Source organism: Saccharopolyspora sp. MMCC62, from assembly GCF_057736575.1.
Window position 1 is genome coordinate 321997 of record NZ_JBYKCM010000003.1, and the last position, 18482, is coordinate 340478.

The window sequence follows — 18482 nt, forward strand, 5'->3', positions numbered from 1 at the left end:
GTGCAGGATGAGCAGCAGGGCAAAGTCGTCGATTACTTGCGGCGAGTCACCGGCGACCTGCGGCACGCGCGCAGGCGCATCGAGGAGCTGGAGGCGCGGGACCGCGAGCCGGTGGCGGTCGTCGGCATGGCGTGCCGCTTCCCGGGCGGGGTGCGGTCGCCGGAGGACCTGTGGGACCTGGTGTCGGCGGGCGCGGATGCGGTGTCGGACTTCCCGGCGGACCGAGGCTGGGACCTGGCGGCGTTGCGCCGGGACTGCGCCACGTCCGCGGGCGGTTTCCTGGACGATGCGGCCGGTTTCGACGCGGAGTTCTTCGGGATCTCGCCGCGCGAGGCGCAGGCGATGGATCCGCAGCAGCGGTTGTTGCTGGAGGTGTGCTGGGAGGCGGTGGAGCGGGCCGGGATGGCTCCGGCGGCGTTGCGCGGTTCCCCGGCCGGGGTGTTCGTCGGCTCGTACCACTGGGGTCGTTCGCAGGCCGCGGCGGAGGACTTGCGCGGGCACACGATGACGGGCACTGCGGCGAGCGTGCTGTCGGGCAGGCTCGCGTACGCGCTGGGCTTGGAGGGCCCGGCGTTGACGGTGGACACGGCGTGTTCGTCGTCGCTGGTGGCGTTGCACTTGGCGGCGCGGTCGCTGCGGGCGGCGGAGTCGTCGCTGGCGATCGTCGGCGGTGTGACGGTGCTGTCGGACCCGTCGTTGTTCGTGGAGTTCAGCAGGCAGGGCGGGTTGTCGGCGGACGGCCGGTGCAAGGCCTTCTCGGCGGACGCGGACGGCACGGGCTGGGCGGAGGGCGCCGGCGTGCTCGTGCTGCAGCGGCTCGCGGACGCGCAGCGGGACGGGCGCGAGGTGCTGGCGGTGCTGCGCGGCAGCGCGGTGAACCAGGACGGCGCGTCGAACGGCTTGACGGCGCCGAACGGGCCCGCGCAGCGGCGGGTGATCGAGCGGGCGCTGGCCAGCGCCGGACTGGAACCGTCCGATGTGGACGCTGTGGAGGCGCACGGCACGGGGACGTCCCTGGGCGATCCGATCGAGGCGCAGGCGTTGCTGGAGGCGTACGGGACGGGCCGGGACCGGCCGTTGTGGCTGGGTTCGCTGAAGTCGAACATCGGGCACGCGCAGGCGGCGGCCGGGGTCGGCGGCGTGATCAAGGTGGTGCAGGCGATGCGCCACGGGATGCTGCCGCGCACGTTGCACGCGGCGGAGCCGTCGCCGCACGTGGACTGGAGCGCCGGTTCGCTGCGCCTGCTGACCGAGCAGGTGGACTGGCCGGGCGCCACCGATCGGCCGCGGCGAGCCGCGGTGTCCTCGTTCGGGGTGAGCGGCACCAACGCGCACGCGGTGCTGGAGGAGGCGCCGCCGGCCGCCGAGTCCGAAGCCGAGTCCGAGACCGAGACCGAAGCCGCGGCCGAAGCCTCGGCCGAGTCCGAAGCCGGGGCCGACGCCGTGGCACCGGTTCCGGGCGGCGCGGTCCCGTGGGTGCTGTCCGCCCGCACCGAGCAGGCGTTGCGCGCGCAGGCGGGTCGGCTCGCCGAGCACCTCGCGCGGCACGCCGCGGATCCGGTGGACGTGGGGCATTCGCTGTGGCGCACCCGCTCGTCGTTCGAGCACCGCGCGGTGGTGCTCGGCGCGGACGGGGAGCGGCTGGGCGCCGGAGTGCGCGCGCTCGCCGCGGACGCCCCGGACGCGTCGGTGCTGCGGGGCGTCGCGGATGTCGACGGCGGTGTCGTGTTCGCCTTCCCCGGGCAGGGTTCGGCGTGGGCCGGGATGGGCCGCGCGCTGCTGGACGAGTCGCCGGTGTTCGCGGCGCGCGTCGCCGAGTGCGAGGCGGTGTTCGCCGAGTTCGTGGACTGGTCGGTGACCGCGGTGCTGCGCGGCGCGGACGGTGCGCCGTCGCTGGAGCGGGACGAGGTGCAGCAGCCCGCGACGTTCGCGGTGATGGTGGCGCTGGCGGAGTTGTGGCGGTCCCGCGGCGTCGAACCGGATGCGGTGGTGGGTCATTCGCAGGGCGAGATCGCGGCCGCGGTGGTGGCGGGGGCGCTGTCGCTGCGGGACGGCGCGCAGCTGGTCGCGCGGCGCGGGCGGATCATCGGCGAGCGGCTGGCGGGCACCGGCGGCCTGCTGTCGGTGGCGTTGCCGCGGGAGGCGGTGCAGCGGCGGATCGAGGGCCGGGAGCTCGCGCTGGCCGCGGTGAACGGTCCCGCGTCGGTGGCGGTGTCCGGCGCGGAGGCCGAGCTGGACGCGCTGGCGGCGGAACTGGCGGCGGAGGACGTGCGGGTCCGCCGGGTCTCGATGGACTACCCGTCGCATTCGGCGCACGTGGAGCCGTTGCGGGAGGAGCTGCTCGCCGCGTTCGCGGGCATCACCCCGCGGGTGCCGCAGGTGCCGTTCCGGTCCACCGTCACCGGCGAGTGGTGCACCGAGGCGGTCACCGATCCGGAGTACTGGTACCGGAACATGCGCAGCGCGGTGCTGTTCGCCCCGGCCGTGGAAGCCTTGCTGGAGCAGGGATCCCGGGTGTTCGTGGAGGTCGGCGCGCACCCGGTGCTGACCTCCGGCGTGCAGGAGCTGATCGAGCGGCGCGAGGTGCCCGCGGTGGCCGTCGGCACGCTGCGGCGCGACGACGGCGGCCTGGACCGGTTCCGGACCGCGGCTGCGGAGCTGTCCGTCCGCGGCGTCGCGGTGGACTGGTCGCGGGAGCTGGCGGGCGGCCGCGTGGTGGAGCTGCCGACGTACGCGTTCCAGCACCAGCGGTTCTGGACCGAGCCGTCGCGGGCGGGCGACCCGGCGGACGCGGAGTTCTGGGCGGCGGTGGAGCAGCAGGACGCGCGGGCGTTGACCGCGCAGGTCAACGTGGACGAGGCGGCGCTGGCCGCGGTGCTGCCCGCGCTGTCGTCGTGGCGGGAGCGGCGCCGCGCGGCGTCGGCGGCCGACGAGTGGCGCTACGAGGTGACCTGGACGCCGGTCGGCGACCTGGACGGGGCACCGGCCGGGCGCTGGCTGCTGGTCGGCACCGGCGTCGGCAGCGGCAGCGACGGCACCGGCAGCGACGGCACCGACGGAACCGGTGGCGACGGCACCGACGAGGTGGCGGACGCGCTGGCCGGGCAGGGCGTCGACGTGGTGCGGCTGGAACTCGACGAGTCCCACGTGGACAGAGCGGTGCTGGCGGCGGAGCTCGCCGGTGCGGGCGAGTTCGCGGGCGTCCTCTCCACCCTCGCCCACCACGAGGAACCCGGGGCGCGGTACCCGGACCTGCCGTTGGGGCTGGCGCTGACCGTGTCACTGGTGCAGGCCCTCGGCGACGCGGGAATCGATGCTCCGATGTGGACGGTGACCCGAGGCGCGGTGGCCGCGACCGCGGCGGACCCGGTGCCGAACCCGGTGCAGGCGCAGGTGCTGGGCGTGTCCTGGACGGCCGCGCTGGAGCACCCGCAGCGCTGGGGCGGCACCGTGGACCTGCCGGAACCGGACGAGCGGACCGCGCCCCCGCTGGCCGCGGTGCTCGCCGGTGCCTCCGGCGAGGACCAGCTGGCGATCCGGGAGGGCGCGGTGCTGGCCCGCCGCGTGGTGCGCGCCGCCGCGCCGCGCCCGGTGCGCAGCTGGGAACCGCGCGGCACCGTGCTGGTCACCGGTGGCACCGGCGCGATCGGGCCGGACCTGGCGCGCTGGCTCGCGGAGCAGGGCGCGGCGCGCATCGTGCTCACCTCGCGGCGCGGACCCGACGCCGAGGGCGTGCCGGAGCTGGTCGCGGAACTGGCCGAGCTCGGCACCGAGGTCACCGTCGAGTCCTGCGACGTGGCCGACCGGGACGCGCTCGCCGCGCTGCTGGACCGGCTCGCCGCGGCGGGCCACGAGATCCGCACCGCGGTGCACGCGGCCGTCACCATCGAACTGGGCGCGCTCGACGGGCTCGACCTGGAGTCGGTGCAGCGGGTGGTGCGCGCCAAGGTCTCCGGAGCGCGGCACCTCGACGAGCTGCTGGGCGCCGACCTCGACGCGTTCGTGCTGTACTCCTCGATCGCCGGGATGTGGGGCAGCGGGGCGCACGCCGCCTACGCGGCCGGGAACGCGTACCTGGCGGCGCTGGCGCAGCAGCGGCGCGCCCGCGGGCTGCCCGCCACCTCGCTGCACTGGGGCAAGTGGCCGGACTCCCCGGAGCTGGCCGCCGCCGACCGGCACGGGGCGCGCCGCAGCGGGCTGCGCATCCTCGAACCCGCCACCGCGTTCACCGCGCTGCGCCGCGCCCTGGACGAGGACGCCGGAGTGCTGGCGCTGACCGACGTGGACTGGGCCGAGTACCACCAGGTGTTCACCGCGGCCCGCCCCAGCACGCTGTTCGACGACATCCCCGAGGTGCGGGACCGCGCCGACGCCCCCGCGGCGACCGGCGGGTTCGCCGACCGGCTGCGCGGGTTGCCCGCGGCCGAGCGGGCCGCGGAACTGCTGGACCTGGTGCGCGCCGAGGCGAGCGCCGCGCTCGGCGGCTCGGGCGGCCTCGCCGACCGGCGCGCGTTCCGCGAGGTCGGCTTCGACTCGGTGACCACCGTGGAGCTGCGGAACCGGCTGGTGCGCGCCACCGGACTCGCACTGCCGACCACCGTCGTGTTCGACCACCCGTCGCCCGCCGCGCTCGCCGAGCACCTCGCCACCCGGTTCGACGGTGGAGCCCGGACCCGCACCGAGGTGCGCGGGTCGGCGGACGAACCGATCGCGATCATCGGCACCGGTTGCCGGCTCCCCGGCGGTGTCACCGGCCCCGACGAGCTGTGGCGCCTGGTGCGCGACGGCGTCGACGCGATCGGGCAGGCGCCGCAGGACCGGGGCTGGGACCTCGCCGAGCGCTACGACCCCGACCCGCAGCGGGCCGGGCGCACCTACTCGCTGCTCGGCGGATTCCTGCACGATCCGGCGGGGTTCGACGCCGAGTTCTTCGGCATCTCCCCGCGCGAGGCGCAGGCGATGGACCCGCAGCAGCGGCTGCTGCTGGAAACCGGCTGGGAGGCGCTGGAACGCGCCGGGATCGACCCGGAGTCGCTGCGCGGCACGGCCACCGGCACCTTCGTCGGCGCCACCCACCAGGGCTACAGCGCGAGCACCTTCGGCATCGACGACGGCACCGAAGGCCAGTACATCACCGGCGCCGCCGCGAGCGTGCTCTCCGGGCGGCTCGCCTACCTGCTCGGCTTGGAGGGCCCGGCGCTGACCGTGGACACCGCGTGCTCGGCGTCGCTGGTGGCGCTGCACCTGGCGTGCCGCTCGCTGCGCTCCGGGGAGAGCTCGCTGGCGCTGGCCGCCGGGTCGACCGTGATGGCCGGTCCGCAGGACTTCCTCGGGTTCAGCCGGTTGGGCGTGCTGGCCGCGGACGGGCGCTGCAAGGCGTTCGCGGCGGGCGCCGACGGGATGAGCCTCGCCGAAGGCGTCGGCGTCCTCGTGCTGGAACGGCTGTCCGACGCGCGCCGCAACGGGCACCCGGTGCTGGCGGTGGTGCGCGGTTCCGCGACGAACCAGGACGGCGCCTCCAACGGGCTGACCGCCCCGAACGGGCCCGCGCAGGAGCGGGTGATCCGCGCCGCGCTCGCCGACGCGGGGCTCGAACCGTCCGAAGTGGACGCGGTCGAGGCGCACGGCACCGGCACCGCCCTGGGCGATCCGATCGAGGCGCAGGCCGTGCTCGCCACCTACGGCGCGGACGAGCGGGAATCGCCGCTGTGGCTGGGATCGCTGAAGACGAACATCGGGCACTCGCAGGCCACCGCGGGCATCGCGGGCGTGCTCAAGGTGGTGGAGGCGATGCGGCACGGCGTGCTGCCGCGCACCCTGCACGCCGCCGAACCGACCGAGCACGTCGACTGGTCCGCGGGCCGGGTGCGGCTGCTCACCGACGAGGTCGAGTGGAATCCGGGACGGCCGCGGCGGGCCGGCGTGTCCGCGTTCGGCATCAGCGGCACCAACGCGCACGTCGTCCTGGAGCAGGCCCCGGACGAACCCGCCGCCGAACGGGACGAACCCGGCGGCAGGGACGGGATCGTGCCGTGGGTGCTGTCGGCGAAGTCCGAGCCCGCGCTGCGCGAGCAGGCCACCCGGCTCGCCGCGATCGCGCCCGGCACCGCCCCGGCGGAACTCGCCTGGTCGCTGCTGACGACCCGCGCCCGGTTCGAGCACCGCGCGGTCGTGCTCGGCGCGGACACCGCCGAACTCACCGCGGGGCTGGACGCGATCGCCACCGGTGGCGCCGGGGACGCGGTGCGCGGCAGCGACGTCAGCGGACCCGGCCCGGTGTTCGTCTACCCGGGGCAGGGGTCGCAGTGGCGCGGCATGGGCCGCGACCTGCTCGCCACCTCCGCGGTGTTCGCGGCCGCCGTCGACGAGTGCGCGCGAGCGCTCGCACCGCACGTGGACTGGTCGCTGCGCGAAGTGCTGGACGGCACCGCCGACCCGGAGCTGGCCGAGCGGGTCGACGTGGTGCAGCCCGCGCTGTTCGCCACCATGATCGCGCTCACCGAGCTGTGGCGGTCCCACGGCTGCACGCCGTCCGCGGTGATCGGGCACTCCCAGGGCGAGATCGCCGCGGCCTGCGCGGCGGGCGCGCTGTCCCTGCCGGACGCGGCGCGGGTCGTGGCGCTGCGCAGCAAGGCGCTGCTGGCGCTGGCCGGGCAGGGCGGCATGGTGTCGCTCGCCGTGTCCGCGGAACGCGCCACCGAGCTGCTCGAACCGTGGGCGGAGCGGGTGTCGCTGGCCGTGGTCAACGGGCCCTCCTCGGTGGTGGTGTCCGGCGAACCCGACGCGCTGGAGGAGCTCCTCGCCGAGTGCGGGCGCCGCGAGATCCGCGCCCGGAAGGTCAACGTGGACTACGCCTCGCACGGCCCGCACGTCGAGCAGGTGCGCGCGGAGCTGGCCGAGGTGCTGGCCCCGATCACCCCGCGCCCGGCGGCGATCCCGTTCTACTCGACCGTCACCGGGCAGCGGCTGGACACCACCGACCTGGACGCCGACTACTGGTTCGCGAACCTGCGCCGCACCGTGCGGATGGCCGAGGCGACGCGCGCGCTGCTGGCCGACGGCCGCCGCGCGTTCGTCGAGATCAGCCCGCACCCGGTGCTGGCCGCGGCCGTCGAGGAGACGATCGAGGACGCCTGCCCGGACCCGGCGGTGGTCCTCGGCACGCTGCGCCGCGACGACGGCGGGCCGCGCCGGTTCCTGCGCTCGCTGGCGGAGGCGCACGTGCACGGCGTCGGCGTGGACTGGACGGGCGTGCTCACCGGCGCGCCCGCGCGGCCCGTGCCGCTGCCGACCTACCCGTTCCAGCACCGCCCGTACTGGTGGTCCCGGCGCCCGGAACGCGGCGGTGCGCCCGATTCGGCGTTCTGGGAGCTCGTCGACCGCGGCGACCCGGACGCGCTGTCCGCGGAGCTCGGCGTGGACGGCGCCGCGGTGCTGCCCGCTCTCGCGGGCTGGCGGGAGCGGTCCCGGCACCGCGCCGAGGTGGAGCGGCTGCGCTACCGGATCGGCTGGACCCGGCTGCCCGCGGCGGACCCCGCGGGTCCCCGGCTGGTGGTGGTGCCGGAGGTGGCGGACGAGTGGACCTCGACCGTGCTCGACTCGCTCGGACCGGACGTCGAGGTGCTCCGCACCGGCGCGGCCGAGCGCGGCGAGCTCGCCGCCGAACTGCGCGCCGCCACCGCGGGCCGCGAGTTCCGCTCGGTGCTGTCCCTGCTGGTCGCGGCCGCGGACGACCCGGTGGGCACCGCGCTGCTGCAGGTGCAGGCCTTCGCCGATGCCGGACCGGACGCGCCGCTGTGGTGCGCGACCCGGGCCGCGGTATCCGTGACCGGCGAGGACGTGCGCCCCGAGCAGACCGCCGCCTGGGGCCTGGGCCGGGTGGCCGCGCTGGAGCTCCCGGACCGGTGGGGCGGCCTGCTCGACCTGCCCGCGGAACTCGACGCGGCGACCGCCCGGCTGCTGCCCACCGCGGCGGCCGGGACCGAGGACCAGGTGGCGCTGCGCGACGGCGCCGCGCACGGCCGCCGGTTGCTGCGCCCCGCGCCCGCCACCGGCGGCGGATTCCGCACCGCCGGAACCGCGCTGATCACCGGCGGCACCGGCGGCGTCGGCGCCCGCGTCGCGAAGTGGGCCGTGGAGCGCGGTGCCGAGCACGTGGTGCTCGCCGGTCGCCGCGGCCCCGACGCGCCCGGCGCGGACCGGCTCGCCGCCGAACTGCGAGAGCTGGGCGCGCGGGTCACCGTCGCCGCCTGCGACGTCAGCGACCGGGACGCGCTGGGGAAGCTGCTGGCCGAGGTCGGCGAGCTCGGCTCGGTGTTCCACGCCGCCGGGATCGCCGACGGCGACGCGCCGGTGCTCGAACTCACCGGGGCGCGGCTCGCCGAACTGCTGCGCGCCAAGCGGGACGCGGCGCGGCACCTGCACGAGCTCACCGCCGGGCACCCGCTGGACGCGTTCGTGCTGTTCTCCTCCGGTGCCGCCGCCTGGGGCAGCGGCGGGCAACCGGGGTACGCGGCGGCGAACGCCTTCCTCGACGGCCTGGCCGAGCACCGCCGCGCGCACGGGCTGCCCGCCACCGCGGTGGCCTGGGGCACCTGGGGCGAGGCGGGCATGGCGGCCGACGAGGCGGTGGGCGACCGGCTGCGCCGCCAAGGCGTGCCCGCGATGAGCTCGGACGCCGCCCTCGGCGGACTCGACCAGTCCATCGTGGACGGTGTCGCGACGGTGGTGATCTCCGCGCTGGACTGGGAGAAGTTCGCACCCGGATTCACCGCCTCCCGGCCGAGCCCGCTGCTGGCGGAGCTCCCCGAAGCCCGCGCGGTGCTCGACGCCGAACCCGAGACCGCCGGCTCCGGGGGACTGCGGGACCGGCTGCACGGCCTGCCCGCCGCCGAACGCGCCAAGGCGCTGCTGGAGGTGGTGCGCGGGGAAGCCGCCGCCACCCTCGGCCACGACGGGGCGTCCGACGTGCCCGCGTCCCGCGCGTTCAAGGACGTCGGCTTCGACTCGGTGACCGCGGTGGAGCTGCGCAACCGGCTGCGCACCGCCACCGGGCTGCCGCTGCCCGCGGCGCTGGTGTTCGACCACCCGACCCCGTCGGCGCTGGCCGCGCACCTGGCCGCCGAGCTGTTCGGCGACGCCGCGGACCGGCCGGACGATCCGGACGACCGCATCCGCGAGGTCCTCAGCACCATCCCGCTCGGCAGGCTGCGCCAAGCGGGCCTGCTGGACATGGTGCTGCGGCTGGCCGAGGACGACCCGGATCCCGCCGCGGACGAACCCGCCGCGGCCGCGGACTCCATCGACGACATGGACGCCGAGAGCCTGCTGCGGCTGGCGACCGGCACCAGCGAGTGAACGGGGAGACCGGGATGACCGACTCCAACGCCCAGTACGTCGAAGCGCTGCGCTCCTCGCTGAAGGAGATCGAGCGGCTGCGCGAGCAGAACCAGCGGCTGGTGTCCGCGGCGGCCGAGCCGATCGCCGTCGTCGGCATCGGCTGCCGGTTCCCCGGCGGCGTCGGCACCCCCGAGCAGCTGTGGGACCTCGTCGCGGCCGAACGCGACGCGATCGGGCCGTTCCCCGCCGACCGCGGCTGGGACCTGGAGCGGCTGCGCGGTGGCGGACCCGGTTCCAGCCTCGCGCTCGAAGGCGGCTTCCTCGACGGCATGGCCGAGTTCGACGCCGAGTTCTTCGGCATCTCCCCGCGCGAGGCCGTCGCGATGGACCCGCAGCAGCGGCTGCTGCTGGAGACCGCGTGGGAGGCGCTGGAGCGCGCCGGGATCGACCCGTCGGTGCTGCGCGGCTCGGCGACGGGCGTGTTCACCGGCACCACCGGCCAGGACTACGGCAAGGTCCTGGACGCCTCGGACGAGGACGTGGAGGTGTACTCCACGACCGGGCACGCGGCGTGCGTGCTGTCCGGGCGGCTGTCCTACCTGCTGGGCCTGGAGGGCCCGGCGATCACGGTGGACACCGGCTGCTCGTCCTCGCTGGTGGCGCTGCACCAGGCGGTGCAGGCGCTGCGCGCGGGGGAGTGCTCGCTGGCGCTGACCGGCGGCGCCTCGGTGATGGCGACCCCGGGACCGTTCACCTCGTTCACCGCGCAGCACGGCCTGGCCGCCGACGGCCGGTGCAAGCCGTTCGCGGCGGGCGCGGACGGCACCGGCTGGGGCGAAGGCTCCGGTGTGCTGGTGCTGGAGCGGTTGTCCGACGCCCGGCGGCACGGCCGCGAGGTGCTGGCGGTGGTGCGCGGCAGCGCCGTCAACCAGGACGGCGGCTCGAACGGGCTGACCGCGCCGAACGGGCCCTCGCAGCAGCGCGTCATCCGCGCGGCGCTGGAGAACGCGCGGCTCGCACCGTCCGATGTGGACGTGGTGGAGGCGCACGGCACCGGCACCTCGCTGGGCGATCCGATCGAGGCGCAGGCGCTGCTGGCGACCTACGGGCAGGACCGGGACGAACCGCTGTGGCTGGGCTCGGTGAAGTCGAACATCGGCCACACCCAGGCCGCCGCGGGCGTCGCCGGAGTGATCAAGATGGTGCTCGCGATGCGGCACGGGGTGCTGCCGCGCAGCCTGCACGCCGATGCGCCGTCCGAGGACGTGGACTGGTCCGCGGGCGAGGTCCGGCTGCTCACCGAACGCCGGGACTGGCCGGAGCAGGACCGGGTGCGGCGCGCGGGCGTGTCGTCCTTCGGCATCAGCGGCACCAACGCGCACGTCGTCGTCGAGCAGGCACCGCCGGTCGAGGTCGCCCCGCGCGAGCTACAGGTGGTGCCCGGCGCGGTGGCGCTGCCGGTGTCCGCCCGCGATCCGGAGGCGCTGGCCGCGCAGCTGGACCGGCTCGACGCGCACCTCGCCGCGCACCCCGACCTGGAACCGCTGGACGTGGCGCTGACCCTGGCCTCGGCGCGGTCCGCGTTCGAGCACCGCGCGGTGCGGCTCGCCGGACCCGACGGCACCGCCGTCGTCGCGGACGGCGCAGCGGCACCGGAGTGCCCGTCCGCGTTCCTGTTCGCCGGGCAGGGTTCGCAGCGGCTCGGGATGGGCCGCGAGCTGCACGCCCGGTTCCCGGTGTTCGCGGCGGCGTTCGACGAGGTCCTCGCCGAGCTCGACCCGCACCTGCCGCGGCCGCTGCGCGAGGTGATGTGGGGCGAGGACGCGGACGTGCTGCAGCGCACCGAGTTCGCGCAGCCCGCGCTGTTCGCCGTCGAGGTCGCGCTGTTCCGGCTGCTGGCGAGCCACGGCGTGCACCCGGACCACCTGGTGGGCCACTCGATCGGCGAGATCGCCGCCGCGCACGTCGCCGGCGTGCTCTCGCTCGCCGACGCCGCGACCCTCGTCGCCGCGCGCGGCCGGGTGCTGCAGGCGCTGCCCGCCGGGGGCGGGATGCTCGCGGTGCAGGCCACCGAGGACGAGGTCGTGGCCGTGTTGGCCGACCACGCGGGCATGGCCGAGCAGGTGGGCATCGCCGCGATCAACGGGCCCGACTCGCTGGTGCTCTCCGGCGACGCCGCGCGGCTGGACGAGCTCGCCGAGCGCTGGGCGCGGGACGGGCGCCGGACGACGCGGCTGCCGGTCAGCCACGCGTTCCACTCGCCGCTGATGGAACCGGCGCTCGCGGAGTTCCGGGCCGTGGTGGCCGGGCTGAACTTCGGCACCCCGCGGCTGCCGATCACCTCCACCCGCACCGGTACCGCCGACGCCGACTTCGGGGACGTCGAGCACTGGGTGCGGCACGTGCGCGAACCGGTCCGGTTCGCCGACGCCGTCCGCGTGCTGGGCGAGCGCGGCGTGCGGGCCTGCCTGGAACTGGGCCCGGACGGCACGCTGTCCGCGCTGGCCGCTCGGCTGCTGCCGGACGCGGTGGCGGTGCCGCTGCTGCGCGCCGACCGCGACGAGGAACGCACCGCGCTGACCGCGCTGGCCCGCGCGCACGTGGCCGGCGTGCCGGTGGACTGGGCGGCGGTGCTGGACGGCACCGGGGCCCGCCGGGTGGACCTGCCGACCTACCCGTTCCAGCGCCGCCGCTTCTGGCCCACGACCTCCCGGACCCGCGGTGGTGACGCGCCCGCCGCGGGTCCGGGATCCCACCCGCTGCTGGGCTCCAGGGTGGAGCTCGCCGGTGGTGACGAGGTGCTGTTCGACTCGGTGCTGTCGGTGGCGGCGCAGCCGTGGCTGGCCGGGCACGTCGTCGGCGGCCGGATCCTGCTGCCGGGCACCGCGTTCCTGGAGCTGGCGCTGCGCGCGGCGGACGAGACCGGGTGCGCGGGAGTGGCCGAGCTGGCGCTGGCGGCGCCGCTGGTGCTGCCCGCCGACGGCGGGGTCCGGGTGCAGGTGCGGGTGGCCGCGCCGGACGCGGACGGCCGCCGCCCCGCGGACGTGTTCGCCCGCGCCGATGAGGACTCCCCGTGGACCCGGCACGCCACCGGAGTGCTCGGCGCGGCCGCGGACACCGGGGTGCCGCTGACCGAGTGGCCGCCCGCGGCGGAACCGGTGGCCCTGGACGGGGCGTACGAGCGGCTCGCGGAGCTCGGCTTCGACTACGGTCCCGCGTTCCGCGGGCTGCACCGGGCGTGGCGCGGTGACGGCGAGGTGTTCGTCGAGGTCGCGCTGCCGTCCGATGTGGACGCCGGCGAGTTCGGCCTGCACCCGGCGCTGCTGGACGCGGTGCAGCAGGCGGCCGCGTTCGCCGATCTCGGGCCGATCAGCAGGGGCGGGCTGCCGTTCGCCTGGGAAGGCGGGGCGCTGCACGCCACCGGGGCGTCCGCGGTGCGCGCCCGGCTCGCCCGCGCGGGTGAGGACGCCGTGTCGGTGGTCGTCGCGGACGCGCAGGGCGCACCCGTCGCCACCGTCGATTCCCTGCTGGCGCGGGAGGTTCCCGCCGCGGGCGTCGGTGCCGCCGCCACCGCGCGCGAAGCGCTGTTCCGGCTCGACCACGAGCCGATCCAGGTCGAGGAACGGCCGGAGCGGGTGACCGCGCTGGCACCGATCGGCGCCGCGTGGGACCTGGCGGGCCTGCTCGGCGCGCCGGAGGCCGCCGACCTCGCCGCGCTCGCCGACGAGCCGGGGCCGGTCGTGGTCCCGGTGCGCGGCGGACCGGACCTGGCGGCGTCCGCGCACGAGCTCACCGCGGCCGCGCTGGCGCTGGTCCAGGACTGGCTCGGCCGGTTCGCGGACGCCCGGCTGCTGTTCGCCACCGCCGATGCCGCGACCGACCCGGCGGCGGCCGCGGTGCACGGCCTGGTCCGCGTCGCGGCGTCGGAGCACCCGGGCCGGTTCGGCCTGCTCGTGCTCGACGATCCGGAGCCGGACGCGCTGGCCGCCGCGATGGCGACCGCGGAACCGGACGTGCTGGTGCGCGGTGACCGGGTGCTCGCGGCCCGGCTGGCCCGCGCCGACGTGCCCGCCGAACCGGCCACCTGGGACCCGGACGGCACCGTGCTCATCACCGGCGGCACCGGTGGCATCGGCGCTGAGCTGGCCCGGCACCTGGTGCGGGAGCGCGGCGTGCGGCACCTGCTGCTGCTGAGCCGCCGTGGGCTCGACGCCGCGGGCGCCCCGGAACTGGCCGCCGACCTGCGCGAACTCGGCGCCGAGGTCGAGGTGGCGGCCTGCGACGCGGCCGATCGCGCGGCGCTGGTCGAGGTGCTGGCCGGGATTCCCGAACCGCACCCGCTGCGGGCCGTGGTGCACGCCGCGGGCGTCGTCGACGACGGCGTGGTGGATGCGCTCGACGCGGAGCGGCTGGCGGCGGTGCTGCGGCCGAAGGTGGACGCGGCCTGGCACCTGCACGAGCTCACCGGTGACCTGGACGCGTTCGTGCTGTTCTCCTCGGTGGCGGCCGCGTTCGGCAGCGCCGGGCAGGGCAACTACGCCGCGGGCAACGCGTTCCTGGACGCGCTGGCCCGGCACCGGCGCGCCGCCGGACTGCCCGCGACCGCGCCCGCCTGGGGGCCGTGGACCCAGGACGTGGGCATGACCGGCGCGCTCGGCGACGGCGAGGTGGCGCGGCTGGCCCGCTCCGGGATGCCGCCGCTGGGCGTCGCCGAGGGGCTCGCGCTGTTCGACGCGGCCGTCGCGGGCGCGGACCCGGCGCCGTTGACCGTGCGCCTGGACCTCGCGGGCCTGCGCTCGCGCGGGGAGGTCGCGCCGTTGCTGCGCGGCCTGATCCGCACTCCCGGCCGTCGCACCCGCGCGGCGGGTGGCGCGTCGAGCGGGATCACCTCCCGGCTCACCGGTCTGTCCGAAGTGGAACGCCGGGAGGCGCTGCTGGAGCTGGTGCGCGGCCGGGTCGCCGTGGTGCTCGGGCACTCCGGCGCGTCCGCGGTGCCCGCGAACAGGCGGTTCCAGGACCTCGGCTTCGACTCGCTGACCGCGGTGGAGCTGCGCAACGGGCTCGGCGCCGACACCGGGATGCGGCTGCCCGCCACGCTCGTGTTCGACCACCCCACCCCGGAGGCGCTCGCGGGGTTCCTGCACGACGAGCTGTTCGGCGCCGAAACCGACGTGCTCGCCCCCGTGCCCGTCAAGTCCGATGTGGACGATCCGGTGGTGATCGTCGGCATGGCCTGCCGCTACCCGGGCGGGGTGTCCTCGCCGGAGGACCTGTGGCGGCTGGTGTCCGACGGCGCCGACGGCATCACCGGGTTCCCCGCGAACCGCGGCTGGGACCTCGACCGGCTCTACGACCCGGACCCGGACGTGCCGGGCCGCACCCACGTGCGCGCGGGCGGCTTCCTGCACGAGGCGGCCGAGTTCGACCCCGCCCTGTTCGGCATGAGCCCGCGCGAGGCGCTGGCCACCGACTCGCAGCAGCGGCTGCTGCTGGAGACCTCCTGGGAAGCCCTCGAACGGGCCGGGCTGGACCCGATCTCGTTGCGCGGCAGCGGAACCGGCGTGTTCGCCGGGGTGATGTACAACGACTACGGCACGCTGCTGCCCGGCGCCGAATTCGAAGCGCACCGCGCCAACGGCAGCGCGCCCAGCGTCGCCTCCGGCCGCGTCGCCTACACCTTCGGTTTCGAAGGGCCGGCCGTCACCGTCGACACCGCGTGCTCCTCCTCGCTGGTGGCGATGCACTGGGCCGCGCAGGCGCTGCGCAGCGGGGAGTGCTCGCTGGCGCTGGCCGGGGGCGTCACCGTGATGTCCACGCCCGGCACCTTCATCGATTTCTCCCGGCAGCGCGGCCTCGCCGCCGACGGCCGGTGCAAGGCGTTCTCGGCTGCGGCCGACGGGGTCGGCTGGGCCGAGGGCGTCGGGATGCTGGTGCTGGAGCGCAAGTCCGACGCGGAACGCCACGGGCACGAGATCCTCGCGGTGCTGCGCGGGAGCGCGGTGAACCAGGACGGGGCCTCGAACGGGCTCACCGCGCCGAACGGTCCCTCGCAGCAGCGGGTGATCCGGCAGGCCCTCGCCGCCGCCGGACTGTCCACTTCGGACGTGGATGCGGTGGAGGCGCACGGCACCGGAACCGCGCTCGGCGACCCGATCGAAGCCCAGGCGCTGCTCGCGACCTACGGGCAGGACCGCGAGACACCGCTGTGGCTCGGCTCGGTGAAGTCGAACCTCGGGCACACCCAGGCCGCCGCGGGCGTCGCCGGCGTCATCAAGACCGTGCTCGGCATGCGACACGGCGTGCACGCCCGCAGCCTGCACGCCGAGCAGCCCAGCGGGCACGTGGACTGGGACGCGGGAGCGGTGCGGCTGCTCGCCGACGCCCGGCCCTGGCCGGCGGACGCGCACCCGCGCCGCGCCGGGGTGTCCTCGTTCGGCATCAGCGGCACCAATGCCCACGTCATCCTCGAACAGGGCCCCGGCCGGGAGGTGGCGGACCGGACCGACGAGCCCGGCGTGCAGCCCTGGGTGCTGTCCGGGCACACCCCGCAGGCCCTCCGCGCCCAGGCCGCCCGGCTGCTGGCCCGGACGCAGGCCGGGACCGGGTCCCGCGCCGACCTCGGCTACTCGCTGGCCACTGGCCGCGCCGGCCTCGAACACCGCGCCGTGCTGCTCGGCGGCGGGCCGGACGAGCTGCTCGGCGGGCTCGCCGCGCTCACCACCGGCGAACCCGCGCCGCAGGTCATCGCCGGGACCACCACCGGCGGCAAGCTCGGCGTGCTGTTCTCCGGGCAGGGCGCGCAACGCCTCGGCGCCGGACGCGAGCTGCACGCGCGGTACCCCGCGTTCGCCGCCGCCTTCGACGCGGCCACCGCCGAACTCGACCGGCACCTCGACCGGCCGCTGCGCGAGGTGCTGTGGGGCGACGACGCCGACCTGCTCGACGACACCGGGTTCGCGCAGCCCGCGCTGTTCGCCGTCGAGGTGGCTCTGTTCCGGTTGCTGGAGTCCTGGGGCGTGCGGCCGGACCACCTCGCGGGGCATTCCATCGGCGAGATCACCGCGGCGCACGTCGCGGGGGTGCTCGACCTGCCCGACGCCGCCCGGCTCGTCGGCGCCCGCGCCCGGCTGATGCGGGCGCTGCCCCCGGGTGGCGCCATGATCGCCGTGCAGGCCACCGAGGACGAGGTGCTGCCGCTGCTGGACGAGCGCGCCGACCTCGCCGCGATCAACGCGCCCGGCTCGGTCGTGCTCTCCGGCGACGCCGACGCCGTCGCCGAGCTCGCGGGCCGGTTCGCCGCCGACGGGCGCCGCACCCACCGGCTGCGCGTCTCGCACGCCTTCCACTCACCGCTGGTGGAACCGGTGCTCGACGACTTCGCCGCCGAACTCGCCGAGCTCACCTTCCACGCCCCGCGGCTGCCGATCATCTCCAACGTCACCGGCGCCCTCGCCGGACCCGAGATCGCCACCCCCGAGTACTGGGTGCGGCACGTCCGCGGCTGCGTCCGGTTCGCCGACGGGGTGCGGACCATGCACGAGCACGGGGTGCGCACCTTCCTGGAAGCCGGACCGGACGCGGCGCTCACCCCGCTCGTCAGCGAGGGCCTCACCGACCCGGACAGCGCCGCGCTGCCCGCGCTGCGCCGCGACCACGACGAGGACCGCGCCCTGCTCACCGCGCTCGCCCGGCTGCACGTCCGGGGCGTCCCGCTGGACTGGGCCGCGCTGTTCCCCGGCGCCCGCCGCGTCGAGCTGCCCACCTACGCGTTCCAGCACGAACCGTTCTGGCCCGCGCCCGCCACCGCGGCGGGCGACGCGACCTCGCTCGGGGTGCGGCCCGCGGAGCACCCGCTGCTCGGCGGCACCGTGGAGGTCGCCGACTCCGGCGACACCCTGTTCACCGGCAGGCTCTCCACCGCCGCGCAGCCGTGGCTCGCCCAGCACGCCGTGCACGGCGCGGTGCTGCTGCCCGGCACCGCCTTCCTCGAACTCGTCACCCGCGCCGGGGACGAGGTCGGCTGCAACCGCGTCGACGACCTCACCATCGGCCGCCCGCTCGCGCTGCCCGCCACCGGGGCGCTGCAGTTGCAGGTGCGGCTCGGCGTCGAGGAGGCCGGACGCCGTCCCGCCGAGGTCTACGCCCGCCCCGAAGGGGACCCGGAACTGCCGTGGACCCGGCATGCCGCGGGCACCCTCACCACCGGCGGCGACGCCGAACCCGCCGTGCTCGCCGAATGGCCGCCCGCCGGGGCGGTTCCGGTGGACCTGGACGGCTGCTACGACGCGCTCGCCGACGCCGGCTTCGAGTACGGCCCGCTGTTCCGCGGCCTGACCGCCGCCTGGCGCGTCGGCGACGAGGTGTGCGCCGAGGTGCGGCTGCCGGAGCCGGCGCTCGCCGACGCCGCCTCCTACGGGGTGCACCCCGCGCTCGCCGACGCCGCCCTGCACGCCATCGCCCAGCTCGACGGGGTGCGCCGCGGCCTGCCGTTCACCTGGGACGGGGTGTCGCTGCACGCGACCGGCGCCACCGCGCTGCGGGTGCGGATCACCCCGGTCGAACCGGACGTGGTGTCGGTGGCCGCCGCCGACGAGACCGGCGCCCCCGTCGCCTCCATCGCCGCGCTGACCCTGCGCGAACCGGAGGACGCCGCGGACGCCGCGGGCCGCGACGCGCTGTTCCGGCTGGAGTGGACGCCGATCCGCGCCGCCGCGGGCGGCGTGACCGCCACCGCCGCCGGGGCCGACCACTTCGGCGTCGGCGAAGCGCTGCGCGCCGCCGCCGTGCCCGCCGGGCAGGACGTGGTGCTGCTGCCGGTGCAACCCGCCGGTACCGGGCCCGAGGCCGCGCACGAACTCGCCCGCGACGTGCTGGACACCGTGCAGCAGCACCTCGCCGCCGACGACCCGGCGCGGCTCGTGTTCGTCACCCGCGACGCCACCACCGGCGGTGATCCGGCCGCCGCCGCGGTGTGGGGCCTGGTGCGCACCGCCGAACGCGAGCACCCCGGCCGGTTCGGGCTGCTCGACCTCGACTCGGCGACTCCCGACCCGGACCTGCTCGCCCAGGCCGTCGCCGCGGCCGAACCGCAGCTGCGGATCCGCTGCGGCGTGCTCGCCGCCGCCCGGCTCGCCCGGCTGAGC

At 76.8% G+C, this 18482-nt stretch carries 2 protein-coding genes (1 of these 2 running past the window's edge); both read left to right on the forward strand.

Annotated elements, in window-relative coordinates; all coding sequences use genetic code 11:
• Positions 1 to 9357, forward strand: a complete 9357-nt coding sequence (locus tag AC29IT_RS08855) for a type I polyketide synthase (protein ID WP_488218377.1) — start codon at positions 1 to 3, stop codon at positions 9355 to 9357.
• On the forward strand, positions 9354 to 18482 hold the 5' portion of the coding sequence (locus AC29IT_RS08860) for an SDR family NAD(P)-dependent oxidoreductase (RefSeq protein WP_488218378.1). It continues 11466 nt past the right edge of the window; only the first 9129 of its 20595 coding nucleotides appear in the window; its start codon is at positions 9354 to 9356; its stop codon lies beyond the right edge, outside the window. The genes AC29IT_RS08855 and AC29IT_RS08860 overlap by 4 nt, the downstream gene beginning before the upstream one ends.